A 16111-nucleotide genomic window follows, 5' to 3' on the forward strand; every position below is an offset into this window, starting at 1 on the left:
TTATTCCTCAAGAAAATCGGCATAGATTTTTGCAATTTGTTGGGTGAAAAGACCGGGCTTTCCATCTGCGATGGTTGTGTCGTCAATTTGAATGACGGGTTTGACGCAGGCGCTTGAGCTTGTCACAAAGGCTTCTTTCGCTTTTTTTGCTTCATCAAGGCTGAAGGCATCTTCAACAATTTCAATGCCTTTCTGCCCGGCAAGTTTGATGATTGCCTGCCTCGTAATACCGTTCAGGATTTCGTGGGATGGTTTGCGCGTTTGCAGTTTTCCATCTTCGCGTAAAATCCAGGCATTGTTTGACGTCCCTTCTGTTACGAACAGGTCGTCAGTTAAAAGCCATGCATCGTCAAAACCGCTATCCTGTGCTTTTTGTTTGCTCATGGAAGCTGCGAGTAAGGATGTGGTTTTTATATCGCAACGTACCCAGCGGATATCCGGCAGGCTCATCACTTTAATCCCTTTAAGGGGGGCATTTGCATCAAAGGGGGCCACCCGTCTTGCCGTCATAACAACGGTTGGCAGTGTATTTTCGGGATAGGGAAAATCGCGTGCGGCGCTGCCACGTGTCACTTGCACATAGATCAATGCGGTTTTCACACGATTACGCCTCACCAGTTCTTTGATATTAACCATGAAGGCCGCCCGTGATTTGGGCATGTCCATATCCAGCTCATTCAAAGAATGTTCCAGCCGTTTCAGGTGTGCCTCTGCATCAATTAGTTTCCCTTTATAAAGGTAAATGACTTCATAGACGCTATCGGCAAACTGAAAACCGCGATCTTCAATATGGACACTGGCATGTTCGTGCGGCACATAAGCACCGTTAACATAGGCAAACCTTGACATTTTTTAAAAGAACTCCAGCCGGACCGAGAACATTTTTTCCACTTTGCGCACTGCATCGGATGCAGCAAACAGAACGATCCGGTCTTTGGGCTCAATGATTGTGCTCCCCCGTGGTGAAATGACCTGCCCGTCGCGCACGATGGCCCCTAGAACAACACCATTAGGCATTTTAACATCACGCAACGGCGCACCGACCAGTGGTGAGGTTGCCAAGGCTTCGGCTTCGATCAATTCTCCAAATCCTTCGCGTAAACTATGTACCGAATGAATACGCCCTTTACGGACTTGCTGCAAAATCTGTGAAACGGTGATGCTGCGTGGGTTCACAACAACATCGATACCTAAATTGTTTAAAAGAGGCTCATATAAGGCCTTGTTGATCAGGGTTACTGTCCGTTGAGATCCCATGCGTTTGGCAAGTAAGGAGCCTAAAATATTGGTTTCATCATCATCGGTTACGGCGACGATGGTTTCAGCGGCTGTGACGTTGGCTTCGATCAAAAGTTCCTGATCACGGACATCCCCGCATAACACGGTGGTTTTCGTAAGCTGGGAAGCAATTTGACGGGCGCGTGTTTCACTTTTCTCAATGATTTTCGCATTGACCCACGGATATTCCCGTTCCAACTGTTGGGCGAGGAACAGACCGATATTGCCGCCACCGAAAATCAACAGGCGGCGGGCTTCTGTTTCATCGTGACCAAATGCTGTCAGGGCGCGCACCATATGTTCTTCATCGACAACAAAGAAAGCCTCGTCACCGGGGAGCAACTGGTCGTCCGCTGTCGGAATAATGGATTTCCCATCCCGAACCAGCCCGATGACGACGATGTTGAGGTCAGGAAACAGTTGTGTCAGTTGGCGCAAAGGTGTGAATACAAGGGGGCAGTCTTTTTCACAGCGAACCCCGACAAGGCGAACTTTCCCATCACACAAGGGGATCATATCGGTTGCCCCCGGAACGGTTAGACGGCGCATAACCGCGCGGGCAACCTCGATCTCAGGTGAAATAATCACATCGATCGGTAAGTTGTCGCGTGTGTACAGATTTTGCCATTCCGGTGCAAGATAACTTTGAGAACGGATCCGCGCCACTTTTTTGGGGATTTTGAATAGAGAATGGGCCACTTGTGCGGCAACCATATTGATTTCATCCGTATAGGTCACGGCAATCAACATGTCAGCATCTTCAGCGCCGGCTTCTTTTAAAACATCAGGATGACTGGCGTGCCCCGTTACCCCCCGGCAATCCAGCGTGTCGGTAATTTTACCAATTAATGCAGGGGATTGATCGACGACGGTCACGTCGTTATCTTCCAGCGCAAGATAATGGGCGATGTTGGAGCCAACTTGACCGGCACCGCAAATAATGACTTTCATTTCAAACTCTCCTTACGCTTTTGCTTTTTCATCCATCGTCAAGTTCAGAGATTTTAACTTGCGATGAAGAGCGGAGCGTTCCATGCCGACAAAACTGGCCGTTTTGGAAATATTACCGCCAAAACGGCTGATTTGGGTATTAAGATATTCGCGTTCGAAGATTTCACGGGCTTCGCGCAGCGGCAAGCTCATAATTTCACTGGTGGGGTCCCAATTTAATGTATCGGAATCACTGGTTGTAACCTCACGGGGCAACATATCGACTTTTATCGGGTCATCCGGTGTCCCTGGGGCCATAATTAAAATACGTTCCACCACATTGCGAAGTTCCCGCACATTGCCAGGCCAGTCATAGGCCTGCATGGCGGCTAAGGCCTCCTCACTGAAAATGCGCGGTGAATGTCCCAGCACCTGTGCGGTTTTATTCATAAAATAATTCGCGAGATAAGGAATATCTTCGCGCCGTTCAAATAAAGCGGGAAGATCAATTGGAACGACACTGAGGCGATAAAACAGATCTTCGCGAAAACGATCTTCTGCCATTTCCACGTTTAAATCCTTGGAAGATGCAGCGACAACGCGGACATCAACTTCAACAGGGGTATTCCCCCCGACCCGCTGAAAACGCTGTTCCTGAAGGACGCGGACAATCTTCCCCTGTGTTTCGCTGGGCATATCGCTGACTTCATCCAATAACAGGGTGCCGTTGTGGGCCTGTTCAAAGAAGCCGACTTTACCGGGATTGCCGTTGACTGCTTCAACACCAAATAGTTCACTTTCTACACGATCTGCGTCCATCGTTGCGCAATTGAGTACAACAAAGGGGCCTTTTGCTCTGCGTGACTGAAAATGAAGATGACGTGCGCAAACTTCTTTGCCGGACCCGGCTGGTCCGTTGATTAAAACGCGACTGTTGGATTGTGCTACCTTTTCAACGCTTTGGCGCAGTTGATTTAAGCGAGAGGAGATACCGATGAGTTCGCTTTCCACCGCGCCACGGCTGCGCAATTCTTCGTTCTCGCGCCTTAAGGTCGCAGTTTCCAGTGCGCGTTCAACCGCCATTAAAAGGCGATCAGTTTTGAAAGGCTTTTCGATAAAATCGTAGGCACCATCATGTAACGCCTTAACAGCCGTTTCAATGGTACCATGGCCGCTCATCATAATAACCGGCAGGTCGGGATGATCTTTTTTCAGTGCCTTTAAAATACCCAAGCCATCAAGCCTGCTGCCTTGTAACCAGATATCCAGTAATACAAGGCTGGGACGGCGTTTGCGTACACTATCTAACGCCTGTACGTCACTGCCGGCTTCGCGCGGTTCATATCCTTCGTCTTCAAGAATACCCGCTGTTAACATGCGAATATCGGCTTCATCATCGACAATTAAAATATCATACGCCATCGCTTACCAACCTTATTGCCATATCCATCGGATTACTTTCTTTCTCTTTTTGCGGGCTGGACCCGTGTTCTTCCAATTCCGGGAAGTGCAATTCGACAATTGCGCCGCCCCCTGCTCTATCCTTCAAGGCCATTTTTCCTTGGTGTTCTTCTACGATTTTTTTAGCAATCGCAAGCCCCAATCCCGTTCCTTTGGTCCGCGTTGTGACGTAAGGGTCTGTTAAACGTTCGCGTTCTTCCTGTGGAAAGCCAATGCCGTTATCTTCAATGCGAATAATGATTTCCTGATTGGTTTCCAAAAGCTCCAGCGAAACCTTTCCCAAGGGGGCGTCATGTTCCGTTATATGTGCATCATCTGGATCAAAATCGTATTTTGAAAAAATGCCTTCCGCTGCATTTTTTACCAGATTGGTGAGAAGTCGGGCAATTTGCTGACGGTCGCACAGCAAGGACATGTCCGGGGCGGCCAGTTTTATGTCGTATTCCACCATTTCTGTACGGTTGCGTTCCAGAAAGATGATCTCGCCGCATAACTCACTAATATTTTCGGGCTTCAGGACCGGGCGTGGCATGCGGGCGAAGGAGGAAAATTCATCAACCATGCGCCGCATATCGTCCACTTGTCGGATAATGGTTGCGGTACACATTTCAAATGTTTCGGGGTCACTGGTAATTTCTTTGGCGTATTTACGTTTAAGACGTTCTGCCGATAATTGAATAGGTGTCAGCGGGTTTTTAATCTCGTGAGCAATGCGACGGGCTACGTTTGCCCATGCCGCCCGGCGTTGTGCGCTTTGCAGTTCAGTAATATCGTCGAATGTCAGAACATAGCCGATAATATCGTTATCAACCCATTCTGCGGCAATGCTGGCATTGATGATACGCAACTGACCATCCCGCAAAAGCTTAACTTCCCGTTGCGCGACGCGAATGGGCTTTTGCTGAGCTTGCGACAGGAGGTCTTTCAATTCCGGGACGATTTCTTCCAAGGGCTTGCCTGCAAGTGTACTGATTTCACTTTTTAGAAAAAGACTGGCAAAACGGTTGGGAAGATGGATTTTGCCTTCTGCATCAAGACCGATAACACCGGCGCTGACCCCATCCAAAACTGTTTCGGTAAATCGGTTGCGCTCTGCCATTTCACGGTTTGCTTCAATGAGGCTTTCACGTTGCGTTTCAAGCTGTTCGGCCATACGGTTAAAGGCGCGACCGAGAAGACCGATTTCATCACCGCTATGATCTTTATCAACCCGTGCGGCAAGATCGCCTTTGCGGATACGTTCACTGGCGGTAATCAGGTCGATCAAGGGCTGAACCATCTGGTTGGCAAAGGTCATCCCCAGCCATGCCGCAGCCAGCAGGAGCATCAATGCAATGACCATGAAGATCATCACAAAGCTGATGTGAATGCCTTCGCGTTGTTTTTCCAGTTCCGAATATTGTTTATAGGCATTTTCGACCCGGTCAATGGATCCGCTGATTTCCGGCGGGATAAAGCGCCCGATAAACAGATAGGTGTCGATGTAGTTATCCAGTTTGACAATGGCGCGTGTCCGATCGTTTTGCGGTTCAAACGTGACGACAACTTCATTTTGATCGGCCTGATCCAGAACCCCGCGTGATATTTGGTCAAAAGCAAGACTGAGTGTCAGAGCTGTATGGGCAAGAACGCGGCTTTGCCCGTCAATGATGGCGGCTTCAACAAGGTTTTTTTCTTGTGCCAGCTGGTTCAACTCACGTTCCAGAACATAGCGCGAGCGTGAAAGTTGTGCGGCTTTGCGGTTGAGCGTGTTGGCCATTGCCAGTGCATCGATCTGAATGGACCTGACATGGGAATCACGATAGGCCTTGGCAACGGTTTGAGAGGAACTCAGCGCGGTTGAGACGCGTTCGCTGAACCAAGATTGCATCCCTAGGTTCAAGTATAATCCGGCAAAAACGGCAACCAGAATTGCAGGGGTTACGGCAAGTAAACTAAAAAATACAACGAGCCGGGTATGAAGTTTTGAACCGGCAATGCCACGGGAATGTTGCGTGTGTAATTTGAGTATGCGTCGAATGATGAGGGCGCCAAGCAGCAAAAGCAAGACGGCATCGACATAAAGTAAGTTCAGAATGTCCGAAGGATCGGCCCCTGAAGGACCGGAACTGGTCATGGCAACAAAAGTTGCAACCCCCGACGAAACTGCGCAGATAACCAGCAGGAAAGCCAGTTTTCGGCTTAATCCCGTTCGACGAACCCAGGTCATTAGTTTGGTCAGTTGATCAGCACTGGATTTGGGAAAAGACGCAGACATGATGGCTTATTATAACTCCCTCGGCTTGCTTGCCCCATCGCATGTTGAAAGGAGTTTAGACATATCTGTTGCAAAGTTGCAACGCCTGTTGCGCATTTACCAAAGATTATTTCACGGCATTTTTGGTTATAGGAATATTCAGCTCCCGAATTTTTTTGCGAAGAGTGTTTCTGTTTAATCCCAAAAGTTGAGCAGATTTTATCTGATTTCCGTTTGTGGCTTCTAACGTCATGGAAAGTAAGGGACGTTCCAGTTCTTTTAAGACCCGGTCATAAAGACCGGACGGCGGCAAGCTGTCGCCATGGGCATCGAAATAAGATCGTAAATGCTTTTCAATGGCAGAAGAAAGGTTATCGGGATCACTATCGCCGCCACCGTTTGCACTTTGGGCGTTCAGTTCAGCCAATTCCTGTTGAATGACTTCCAAGGTGATGGTTTCTTGTGAATATAAGGCAGCAAGGCGCCGAATGACGTTTTCCAGTTCGCGGACGTTACCGGGCCAATTATGTTGTTTTAAACGTTCGAGTGCTGGTTTCTCAATGGTTTTCCACGGCAACCCTTCTTCAGCGACCTGAGATAGGAAATGGTTGGCGAGCTCAGGGATATCTTCTGTACGTTCACGCAACGGGGGTAATCGGATCGGCACCACATTCAGGCGATAATATAAATCTTCACGGAACAGACCTTGGCGGATCAGGCTGCGTAAATCGCGGTGGGTTGCGGCAACAATACGGACATTGGCTTTGATCGGGGTCGACCCACCGACTGTCGTAAATTCACCTTCTTGCAGGACGCGCAGAAGGCGGGTTTGTGCTTCGGCTGGCATATCCCCGATTTCATCCAGAAACAGGGTGCCGCCCTCGGCTTGTTCGAAACGACCGGATTTCCGGTTGGTGGCACCGGTAAATGATCCTTTTTCGTGACCAAACAGTTCACTCTCGATTAATTCTTTGGGGATCGCGGCCATGTTAAGGGCTACAAAACTGCCATTTCGACGCTTGCCATAATCATGCAGGGCGCGTGCCACCAGTTCCTTACCTGTGCCGGACTCCCCGGTAATCATCACGGACAGGTCGGTCCCCATCAAACGTGCAAGCGTGCGATAAATATCCTGCATGGCAGGGGAACGCCCAATCAGCGGGAGTTCTTCTTCCATGTTGTTGGCTGGTGCCGTGTTCGACTTACTGGCTTGTGGTGTTTCAAGTGCTCGTTTGACAACGGATATTAATTCATTGAGATCAAAAGGTTTTGGTAAATATTCGAAGGCGCCGCGTTCGGTAGCGCGCACGGCTGTCATCAAGGTGTTTTGGGCGCTCATGACAATGCAGCGCAATTCTGGGCGAATTTTTTTGATACGTGGAATGAGATCAAGTCCGTTTTCATCCGGCATGACCACATCGGTGATGACCAGATCCCCTTCCCCGTCATTGACCCATCGCCAAAGGGTTGAGGCATTTCCCGTTACGCGGACTTCATAACCAGCGCGCCCCAATGCTTGATTGAGAACGGTACGGATGGCAGCATCGTCGTCTGCGATTAGGATTGTTGCACTCATTTTATTTTCCCTTCTTGTCTAACGGGCCGTTTTGTTTTTCGGAATACATGGGCAGCATGATGCGGAATATGGTTTTCTTCGGTTCGCTTTCGCATTCAATCAGGCCCCCATGATCGCCCACCATTTTTGCAACCAAGGCAAGGCCAAGGCCGCTGCCCTTTTGTTTTGTCGTCACAAAAGGTTCAAATAGATGGGGGCGTAAATCTTCCGGTATGCCGGGGCCGTTATCTTGAATGGAAACCATTAATGGTAAATGGACGCGTGTGTTGGACCCCGGAACTGCCAAGCGCACACCATGTTGGTAAGCGGTTGTTAAAGTGATTTCCGCGTTTTCACCTGTGGTGGCTTCACAGGCATTTTTAACAAGATTGAGAACGATTTGAATCAAGTTGTCTTTATTGCCAAAAACCAAAGGTAAGGAGGGGTCATAATTTTCAGAAAAACGGATATGAGAACCAAAACCGTTTTGTGCCAATTGGCGAACATGTTCCAGAACCTGGTGAATATTGACACCATCGCGCTTGATAGGGCGACCATCTGTAAAGGTTTCCATGCGATCCACGAGGGCGCAAATGCGATCAGTTTCGTCCGTAATCAGCTTGGTAAGGGCTTTATCTTCTTCGCTGGCTGTACTTTCCAATAATTGAGCTGCACCACGAATACCGGATAAGGGGTTCTTAATTTCATGGGCCAACATGGCGGACATTGCGGTAATGGTGCGCGCGGCGGAACGATGTTTCAGTTGCCGGGCAATCTGGTCGGCCAAAGACCGCTTGGTCAGGGTCAGGATGATTAAGGACGGATCTTCGACCAGGGGTGAGGCATGCGCGTTGACCAGATGTTTCCCCAGACGTGGTGATTCAAGTGTGATGCTGTTTTCCGAAACGGTGGCCTGATCAATACGGGCCTGATGGATCAGGGAAAGGATTGGGCTGTCGTTCGGGATGAATTCTTCCAGATCATGCCCTTTTAGATAAGGTGCGCTGGCTTGTAAAAGCTGTTCCCCTGCCGTGTTGACGAACTGGAGGATACCTTTTGAATTAATGACGAAGACACAAGAGGCAACAGAATTGAGGATGACTTCACCATCAAAAGAGATGCTGGCTTTCGGCATGTTCAGGCAACCTTTCGGGTTATGTTATCGTTATAAAATTTTTGAATTAGGCTGCGCACCTCATCGGGTGAGGCAAGTTTCATAATTTGATTGCGAAAATCTGTGGCACCGGTCAGGCCTTTGCAGTACCAGCCGATATGTTTGCGGGCATGGCGCACACCGACATGTTCGCCGTAATGATCCAGCATGGCATCGTAGTGCGATAAAAGAATTTCACATTGTTCTTCTAATGACGGCGATGGTGTTTTTTGACCGTTTTTCAGATAGTCCATAACCTGTCGTAAAAACCACGGACGACCATAGGCCCCGCGCCCAATCATAATGCCGTCGACACCGGCCTGCTCGATCATTTTTTCAACGTCTTCAAGGGTGTTGAGGTCACCATTGCCGATGACGGGAATATCAAGGCCTTGCTTGATCGGGGCAATCGCGTTCCAGTCGGCATGACCGCTGTACATCTGATTTCGGGTGCGCCCATGAATGGTGACGCAAGCCAAGCCAATATCCTGTGCCATGCGGGCCAATGTCAGGGCATTCAGGTTGTCTTCATCCCAGCCAAGGCGCATTTTGACGGTGACAGGAATAGAAACGGCCTCTTTCACGGCGCGCATGATATCGCCTGCGAGTTCTTCGTTGCGCATCAAGGCTGACCCGGCGAATGATTTCACGACTTTTTTAACCGGACATCCCATATTGATGTCGATAATGTCAGCGCCGCGTTCTTCGTTTAATTTTGCGGCTTCAGCCATGATTTGTGGGTCTGTACCCGCCAACTGGACCGCAATAGGGCTTTCATCTGCGCAGGATGTGGCCATTTTTTGTGTTTTGTCTGAGGCGCGCAGCATTTCTTGACTGGCAATCATTTCGGATACAACAAGCCCTGCCCCGAAACGTTTGACCAGTTTTCGAAAGGGCATATCCGTTACGCCGGACATAGGGGCGAGCACAACGGGGCTTTCCAGCTTTATAGGGCCTATGGATAATGTCTGTTTTTTAATCATAATCACTCTCTGCACAAACTATAGGCATTTTATTGCAGCGCGGCAATCGAAAAAAACAGAAATGAAAATCAAATTGTTTCATTACGCTTGTTGGGTCGCAAGGGTACGTTTATATACTCGGATTATGATTAAATTACGAAAATATACAGATGAAGATGAAGCGGCAGTTGTCGACGTTTGGTGCCGTTCTGTCGATGCAACACATCATTTTCTCAGTGATCATGATCGCAAAGAAATTGAGAGTGAGGTTATTGAATTTTTACCGAAACTTCCTTTGATGCTTGCTGTGAATACGTTGGACCGACCAATTGGTTTTATGTTTGTGCATGAGGGACATATGGAAGCGTTATTCATTGATCCTGATTTTCGTGGTTGTGGTGTCGGGCGCAAGCTTGTGGAGCACGCACTGATTGAGAATCCGAAGCTAACCACGGATGTGAATGAACAAAATGAACAGGCTGTTGGATTTTACAAGCGGCTTGGTTTCGAAGAAACAGGGCGTTCGCCACTGGATGATCAAGGACGCGCTTATCCTTTAATACATATGAGCTTTAAGAAGGGGGTTAAGTCATCATAACATCGGTGACGAATTTGACACCAAAGAAGCCAAGGCTGAGCAACAGATAAGCGACGAGAACGATACGGGTGGCCTTGCGCCCACGAATACCGCTTTTGTGATGCGCCCATAACAAGCCAGCAATCGCAATGAAAGTTGCAATGGAGAAAAGCGTTTTATGGTCGGCTGGCAGCAAATTGCCGGTTTCCATCATGGAAACACCCATGCCGGATAACACGCCAAGCCCCAAAATGATTTCACAGGCAATGAGCAGGTGAACCAATAGTTTTTCGCTATCAAGAACGGATGGCAAAATACGGCTGAGTTTTGTGGGGCGTTTCTGTTTAAGCGCACGTTCCACCAAAAAAGCACTGAGTGCGGCAATCGCGGCAATTGTGGCCAAGGCATAGGTGAAGATTGAAATGAGGATATGGAACGCAATCCAGTGGCTTAAAGGTCCTTCGCTATTTTCAATCACATGCCCGGGGAATGCGGACCAGAGAATCGCCCAAAGTCCCATTACAGCCATATAAGGCATCAAAAGGGGCGTTAAGCGCCATGCCAATTGATAGAATCCGCAAAGAATGGTGTGGCTGATAACAGTCGCAGAAATTGTGACCCAGATTGCCAAGGAAAGCGAGGTGCGCCATTCACCGGAAAGCTGCGCAAGGGTCCAACTTACAGAACCCGCCAATGCAACAGCCATGAGGGACCAGAAAGATCCCCCCTGCCCTTTGGGTTCTTTTAGAAAATAGAGCGCCGGGACAGCCAGAGCCAATACCGCGCTTAAACTGAAGATCATCGACTGTATCATCATGGCAGTATCTAGCCTTATGTGAGCCAAGGATGCAATAGCTATTGTCTGAAAACCTTTCGCTGGGTATGAAGATCATATGAAAAATATTTATGCCATCATTGTTGCCGCAGGGCGTGGAAGACGCTTTGGCGGGGATTTGCCCAAGCAATATTGTCGTCTTGGCGACCAAGCGGTATTACGCAAGACGGCTTGCGCATTTTTATCCCATCCTGATGTAATTGGCGTGCGCGTCATCATTCATCCTGATGATCTTGATTTATATCGTAAAGCTGTGGACGGTTTAGACCTGTTAGATCCGGTCTTTGGCGGCGATACCCGACAAGAATCGGTCTGTCGCGGTTTGGAAAGCTTGGTGGATTTGGAACCACGTGGTGTCTTGATCCACGATGCGGCCCGTCCCTTTGTAACACTGGATGTAATAGATCGTGTGATTGCACATATCGAAACAGGCGTTGGTGTTATTCCGGCTGTTCCGGTTTCTGATACATTGAAACGTGAAATGCAGGATGCTCAATGTCCTGAAACCGTGGACCGTACCGGATTATGGCGTGCGCAAACACCACAAGGTTTTTTGTTTGATGAAATTATTCAGGCACATCAAAGACATCGTGGTCAGGAATTAACCGATGACGCGGCCTTGATGGAGGTCGACGGGCGCCATATCGTTTTGTCGCTGGGCAGTGAAGATAATTTTAAGATTACAACGCCAGATGATTTGCATCGGGCGGAAAGGATGTTGCAAATGGATGTGGAATTTCGGACCGGGACAGGGTTTGACGTACACCGTTTTGATAAGGGTGATTTCGTCACCTTATGTGGTGTTCAGGTGCCTCATACACACGCTTTGTCCGGTCATTCCGATGCAGATGTCGCGTTGCACGCTTTAACCGATGCGATTATGGGCGCTATTGGCGCTGGTGATATCGGCAGTCACTTTCCGCCCAGTGAAGCGCAATGGAAAGGTGCCTCATCGGATCGTTTTCTAAAAAAAGCCTGTGATTTGGTAACTGAGCGCGGCGGGCAAGTTGTCAATTTGGATGTAACGATTATTTGTGAACGTCCCAAAATCGGGCCTTATCGGGAAGCTATGCGCCAATCTGTTGCCGAGATAGCCAATATTGATCTGGATCGGGTGAGCGTGAAAGGAACCACGACGGAGAAACTGGGCTTTACTGGTCGCGGTGAAGGCATTGCTGCGCAGGCGAGTGCGAGTGTGAAAATTTACCGATAAAAATGTAACGATGACGAAATGGCATCATTACTCATTGTCGTGTGGTTTTGTGGTTTGCTCCTTAATCCAATTTAGGAAATCGGGGTTACCTTTTTCGATAGGCAGGGTCACGATACAAGGGCAATCGTAGCTGTGGGAAGCCTTGATCAAGGCGATTGCCGCGTCAATATTTTTATCCGTCGTTTTTGCGAAAAAGGCTGTTTCCGAATCCTCTTGAATGTCATCGTTCCACCAGTACAAGGATTGTATGGCCGGTAAAATATTGACGCAGGCGACGAGGCGTTCTTTCAATAATATTTGCCCGATGGATCGCGCTTCCTGTTTGTTTGAACAGGTTACATACAGGACCATTGATTTCATGTTGGCCTCCTCTCCTCAAGGGTTTGTGCCTGCCGTTGCCGGGGCGGTACGTATAAGACTTGGCTATTTTTGTCAGACGGATTACCATACGATAATCCTTCACGAATGCAAAATGAGATTGCCATGACAAAGGACGATGCCAAAATTCATGATGAAGACCTGTCCTTAAAACCGAGTGATGCACAACGAAAATGGCTGTCACGCGGATTGCAACAGGCAGGTGGAAAACTCCCTCTGTTTGACGAATTTGGTCAAGAGATCAATTCCCAGACGGTTCAAAGCTGCATCCGAAATGGTTGGGCCGAACCTTGGTTTTCAAATCCGTTAAAACCGGACTGGTTGGTTTGTAAATTAACCGATGTGGGACGAGAGGTTTTAAAGGGAGGTTAATAATTTCTACAAATTTATTTATGTTCAATTAATGCAAACAACATAATTAAATTGTTTTAATTTTAGTTTTCTTTAATTCGAAGGCGGCTCGTTCATTTTTCTTTTTTTAAATTGCTACTGCAAATGAAGTTTTTTCAGGCGTGATTTGTCGAAGATTAATAAAAAAATGCCCTGCTCTTCTTTAAAATAACTGCGCGCGCAGATTTTTGAAAGGCATGAGGGGGTGGAAATGAAGTAATCTGGAAAAAATATCTCCCAAGGATTATATTTAACCCTATGAAAAAATTATACATTTGTACCAATAAAGCTGTTGCCTTGGGCCGTCCGTCTTGTGGCCTGCGTGGGAGCGAAAAAATAATGGCGGCCTTGCAAGAGGAAGTGACGCAACGTTCCATTGCCATTGAATTAGAGGCAATTACCTGTTTGGGACAGTGCAATGATGGCCCTAGCATGCGTATTGCTGGGGGTAATTTTTATTTGGGTGGTGCGCCAAATAAAGTTTCAGAGATTGCCGATTGGTTGGAGCAGGAATTAAAAAATTAACCCAATTAATCTTTATCCGGCCAACGTAAACCGTTTTTTAAATGGCGTTCAAATGTTGTTGCTGGTTCCGGACGTGATAACAGATAACCTTGCAGCAATGAGCAGCCGCCTTGACTGAGGAAGTCCGCTTGAATTTGTTCTTCCACACCTTCTGCAATACTATGCATGCCAAGGTTTTCACTCATTGTAATCATGGTGGAGATAAGTTGGCGATTGCCTTCTTCCTGAAACATGCCGCGAATAAAGCTTTGATCGATTTTCAGGTGATCAATCGGTAGGTTTCGTAAGTAGCCCAGATTGGAATAGCCGGTTCCAAAATCATCAATCGCAATGCGTACGCCGATTTCCTTGAGCGCAAAAAGGTTGGTTTTCACCTGTTCGGGTTCGTCAATAAAGGACCCTTCAGTGATTTCGATTTCCAGACAGCGACCGGATAAGTCAAATTGTTCCAGTGTTTTCTCAACAAACAACGGGAAGGTACTGTCTTTGATCTGTTCGGGCGCAATATTGACCGCAACGGTAAGAGCTGGATATCCCTTATCCTGCCATTCCCGAATTTGGCGACACGTCTTTGTCAGGACCCATTCACCGATTTTTGAGATAATGCCAATTTCTTCGGCAATGGGGATAAATTCTGCCGGGCCGATTTCACCTATTTTTTCGTTGTGCCAGCGCAGCAGCGCTTCGGCGGCGACAATCGTACGATCCTCTGCGGCGGCTTGCGGTTGGAAGTAAAGTTCGAATTCATCATGTGCGATTGCGCCGCGCAATGCATTTTCGATTTCCAGTTGGCGCAAGCTTTGAGATGTAAAGGATGCATTGAACAGGTTATATGTACTGCGCCCGGCATCTTTTGAACGATACATGGCGACATCAGCATTTTTAATAATCGTTTCCGTGTCTTCGCCATCATCGGGGAAAACACTGATACCCAAACTGGCCGTGACAAACAGATTTTGTTGATCAACGATAAACGGCTCGGAGAACGCTTCGACAATGCGTTGAGCGACTTTTGTTACTTCATCAACACTTTCAATCTCGGGGAAGAGTAAGATAAACTCATCCCCGCCCATCCGGGCAACGGTGTCTTCATCACGTGTACAATGTTTCAGGCGTTCTGCGGCCTCAACCAAAAGTGCATCGCCTGTGTTGTGGCCCAGGGTGTCGTTGATCTTTTTGAAATGGTCCAGATCGACGAACATGATCGCAAGGCGCTCGTGATGGCGTTTGGAACGGGCAACAGCCATATTCAGGCGATCAGAAAACAGTCGACGGTTTGGCAGTTTGGTCAGTTCATCAAAATAGGCCAGTCTGCGAATTTGGTTTTCCTGATTTTTACGCTCGGAAATATCGCAGAAAATACCCGCATACTGATAAATATCGCCGGCATCATTACGAATGGCGGTGATGGTTAGCCATTCTGGGTAGACTTCCCCGTTTTTTCGGCGGTTCCAGATTTCACCCTGCCAATAGCCATCGATCTGAAGCTGTTGCCACATTTCTGTGTAATAGTTTTCCTCATGCCGACCGGATTTGAGGAGCGCGGGCGTCTGCCCCACGGCTTCATCGCTGCTGTATCCCGTTACATGGGTAAAGGTCGGATTGACATAATCGATTTTGCCTTGTGAATTGACGATAATGATCCCATCCAATGAGGCTTCGATAATTTTGTGGGCAAGGTGAAGGCTGTTCTGCGACGCGCGCAAGGCTTGGGAGCGTTCTTCCAAAATAGAATTGATGCGCCGGACATATTCAAATTGTAAGCTGGATAAAATGCCGGAAAAACTGATCAGGCCAATGATATTGCCGCTGTTGTCAGATACGCCGAGATGACGAAACCCTGTTGACACCAGCATATTACGGGCTTCCAGAAGGTTTGAGTCTTTAGGAATGGTTTTCAGCGGTCGTGAAGCTGCTTCCCCGATCGTTTCCGGGAAGTTGCGTTGCGACAGAAAACGCGTAACATCTTTTTCTGTGACAATGCCGTAGCTGTTGTCGTTAAACAGAACACATACCGCCGCCTGTGGAGCGTTCTGAATGATTTTCAAAGCATCGCTGAAACTGACATGTTCAGGGGCAATGGGGGCGGCAACAGTGATGGTTTGTTCCACTGTTTTGACTGTCAGATAGTATTCTTCCCCGTGTTTTAAGATAACATCGGTTTGCGTAATAATGCCACAAGGAGTGCTGTCTTTGCTTAGGACCAGCAAATGCCGAACTTTTTCTTCTTTAAACCGGACGGCAGCCGCGCCAATGGAAATATCTTCGCGGATGGATTTAACCGGCGCGTTCATCAGCTCACGTACCGGACGATCAAAAACGGCCAGATTGGAAACATCAAGACGCAGGCTGTCACGCTCTGTCCAAATTCCGATCGGAACGCCCTTCTCTTGGACAAGGATAGAACTGACCCCGGCTTCTTGCATGGCTGCGGCGCACTTTGTAATCGTATCATCGGGTTTGCAGGTGAGCAAAGTCCGGTTTACGATGCTGCTGATCTCTTCGTTTATGGGGTTCATGTTCAGAGGCGTTCACATTTGTTATATTACATTTGATATTAAACTATCACGTTAGGTAAGTAAAAAAACAGTTACCTTTTCGTATTCGACCGAAAGTAT

At 48.0% G+C, this 16111-nt stretch carries 14 protein-coding genes; 4 read left to right on the plus strand and 10 right to left on the minus strand.

The annotated features are described in order from the left end of the window. The 7 genes from ACN0VA_RS08420 to dusB form a co-directional block, all read right to left on the minus strand. Positions 1–849, minus strand: a complete 849-nt coding sequence (locus ACN0VA_RS08420) for a D-amino-acid transaminase (protein ID WP_417820712.1) — start codon at positions 847–849, stop codon at positions 1–3. A 3-nt stretch (positions 850–852) separates the two neighbouring features. Beyond that, positions 853–2229 carry a Trk system potassium transporter TrkA gene (gene trkA, locus ACN0VA_RS08425; RefSeq protein ID WP_417820713.1) on the minus strand — a complete coding sequence of 459 codons (1377 nt, stop codon included), beginning with the start codon at positions 2227–2229 and terminating at the stop codon, positions 853–855. A gap of 12 nt (positions 2230–2241) precedes the next feature. Further along, positions 2242–3630: a sigma-54-dependent transcriptional regulator gene (locus ACN0VA_RS08430; RefSeq protein ID WP_417820714.1), complete on the minus strand. Its 1389-nt coding sequence runs from the start codon at positions 3628–3630 to the stop codon at positions 2242–2244. Continuing rightward, positions 3620–5926, minus strand: coding sequence for an ATP-binding protein (locus tag ACN0VA_RS08435; RefSeq protein WP_417820715.1), 2307 nt, complete (start codon positions 5924–5926; stop codon positions 3620–3622). Before ACN0VA_RS08435 ends, ACN0VA_RS08430 begins: the two co-directional genes overlap by 11 nt. A gap of 106 nt (positions 5927–6032) precedes the next feature. Next, positions 6033–7481, minus strand: coding sequence for a nitrogen regulation protein NR(I) (gene ntrC, locus ACN0VA_RS08440; protein WP_417820716.1), 1449 nt, complete (start codon positions 7479–7481; stop codon positions 6033–6035). 1 nt (position 7482) lies between these two features. Then, positions 7483–8595, minus strand: coding sequence for a two-component system sensor histidine kinase NtrB (locus tag ACN0VA_RS08445; RefSeq protein WP_417820717.1), 1113 nt, complete (start codon positions 8593–8595; stop codon positions 7483–7485). A gap of 2 nt (positions 8596–8597) precedes the next feature. After that, positions 8598–9596 (minus strand): tRNA dihydrouridine synthase DusB, encoded by a 999-nt coding sequence (gene dusB, locus ACN0VA_RS08450; protein ID WP_417820718.1) that lies wholly within the window; start codon positions 9594–9596, stop codon positions 8598–8600. A gap of 124 nt (positions 9597–9720) precedes the next feature. On the opposite strand from dusB, the gene ACN0VA_RS08455 reads away from it, so the two are divergent. Beyond that, positions 9721–10173: an acetyltransferase gene (locus ACN0VA_RS08455; protein WP_417820719.1), complete on the plus strand. Its 453-nt coding sequence runs from the start codon at positions 9721–9723 to the stop codon at positions 10171–10173. On the opposite strand, the gene ACN0VA_RS08460 is transcribed toward ACN0VA_RS08455, so the two are convergent. Then, positions 10160–10969 (minus strand): cytochrome C assembly family protein, encoded by an 810-nt coding sequence (locus tag ACN0VA_RS08460; protein ID WP_417820720.1) that lies wholly within the window; start codon positions 10967–10969, stop codon positions 10160–10162. The genes ACN0VA_RS08455 and ACN0VA_RS08460 overlap by 14 nt on opposite strands. A gap of 76 nt (positions 10970–11045) precedes the next feature. Here ACN0VA_RS08460 and ACN0VA_RS08465 point away from each other — a divergent pair, with 76 nt between their 5' ends. Further along, complete coding sequence (locus ACN0VA_RS08465) at positions 11046–12200, plus strand: bifunctional 2-C-methyl-D-erythritol 4-phosphate cytidylyltransferase/2-C-methyl-D-erythritol 2,4-cyclodiphosphate synthase (protein ID WP_417820721.1); 1155 nt, start codon at positions 11046–11048, stop codon at positions 12198–12200. A 27-nt stretch (positions 12201–12227) separates the two neighbouring features. Here ACN0VA_RS08465 and cutA read toward each other — a convergent pair whose 3' ends face one another. Next, a complete protein-coding gene (cutA, locus tag ACN0VA_RS08470) occupies positions 12228–12560 on the minus strand; it encodes a divalent-cation tolerance protein CutA (RefSeq protein ID WP_417820722.1) in 333 nt (110 codons plus the stop codon). Positions 12561–12683: 123 nt separating this feature from the next. On the opposite strand from cutA, the gene ACN0VA_RS08475 reads away from it, so the two are divergent. Further along, positions 12684–12950 (plus strand): hypothetical protein, encoded by a 267-nt coding sequence (locus tag ACN0VA_RS08475; RefSeq protein WP_417820723.1) that lies wholly within the window; start codon positions 12684–12686, stop codon positions 12948–12950. Positions 12951–13226: 276 nt separating this feature from the next. Further along, a complete protein-coding gene (locus ACN0VA_RS08480) occupies positions 13227–13493 on the plus strand; it encodes an NAD(P)H-dependent oxidoreductase subunit E (RefSeq protein ID WP_417820724.1) in 267 nt (88 codons plus the stop codon). A 5-nt stretch (positions 13494–13498) separates the two neighbouring features. Here the strand turns inward: ACN0VA_RS08480 and ACN0VA_RS08485 are convergent, their stop codons facing one another. Further along, a complete protein-coding gene (locus tag ACN0VA_RS08485; protein WP_417820725.1) occupies positions 13499–16012 on the minus strand; it encodes an EAL domain-containing protein in 2514 nt (837 codons plus the stop codon). Positions 16013–16111: the final 99 nt, after the last annotated feature.

The sequence above is a fragment of the Terasakiella sp. genome (assembly GCF_048267425.1).
In the GTDB taxonomy this organism is placed as follows: Bacteria; Pseudomonadota; Alphaproteobacteria; order Rhodospirillales; family Terasakiellaceae; genus Terasakiella.

Bases quoted from the DNA above. Each gene is read 5' to 3' on its own strand.
- ACN0VA_RS08420 (WP_417820712.1), bottom strand. From the start codon at position 849: ATGTCAAGGTTTGCCTATGTTAACGGTGCTTATGTGCCGCACGAACAT.
- trkA (WP_417820713.1), bottom strand. From the start codon at position 2,229: ATGAAAGTCATTATTTGCGGTGCCGGTCAAGTTGGCTCCAACATCGCC.
- ACN0VA_RS08430 (WP_417820714.1), bottom strand. From the start codon at position 3,630: ATGGCGTATGATATTTTAATTGTCGATGATGAAGCCGATATTCGCATG.
- ACN0VA_RS08435 (WP_417820715.1), bottom strand. From the start codon at position 5,926: ATGTCTGCGTCTTTTCCCAAATCCAGTGCTGATCAACTGACCAAACTA.
- ntrC (WP_417820716.1), bottom strand. From the start codon at position 7,481: ATGAGTGCAACAATCCTAATCGCAGACGACGATGCTGCCATCCGTACC.
- ACN0VA_RS08445 (WP_417820717.1), bottom strand. From the start codon at position 8,595: ATGCCGAAAGCCAGCATCTCTTTTGATGGTGAAGTCATCCTCAATTCT.
- dusB (WP_417820718.1), bottom strand. From the start codon at position 9,596: ATGATTAAAAAACAGACATTATCCATAGGCCCTATAAAGCTGGAAAGC.
- ACN0VA_RS08455 (WP_417820719.1), top strand. From the start codon at position 9,721: ATGATTAAATTACGAAAATATACAGATGAAGATGAAGCGGCAGTTGTC.
- ACN0VA_RS08460 (WP_417820720.1), bottom strand. From the start codon at position 10,969: ATGATGATACAGTCGATGATCTTCAGTTTAAGCGCGGTATTGGCTCTG.
- ACN0VA_RS08465 (WP_417820721.1), top strand. From the start codon at position 11,046: ATGAAAAATATTTATGCCATCATTGTTGCCGCAGGGCGTGGAAGACGC.
- cutA (WP_417820722.1), bottom strand. From the start codon at position 12,560: ATGAAATCAATGGTCCTGTATGTAACCTGTTCAAACAAACAGGAAGCG.
- ACN0VA_RS08475 (WP_417820723.1), top strand. From the start codon at position 12,684: ATGACAAAGGACGATGCCAAAATTCATGATGAAGACCTGTCCTTAAAA.
- ACN0VA_RS08480 (WP_417820724.1), top strand. From the start codon at position 13,227: ATGAAAAAATTATACATTTGTACCAATAAAGCTGTTGCCTTGGGCCGT.
- ACN0VA_RS08485 (WP_417820725.1), bottom strand. From the start codon at position 16,012: ATGAACCCCATAAACGAAGAGATCAGCAGCATCGTAAACCGGACTTTG.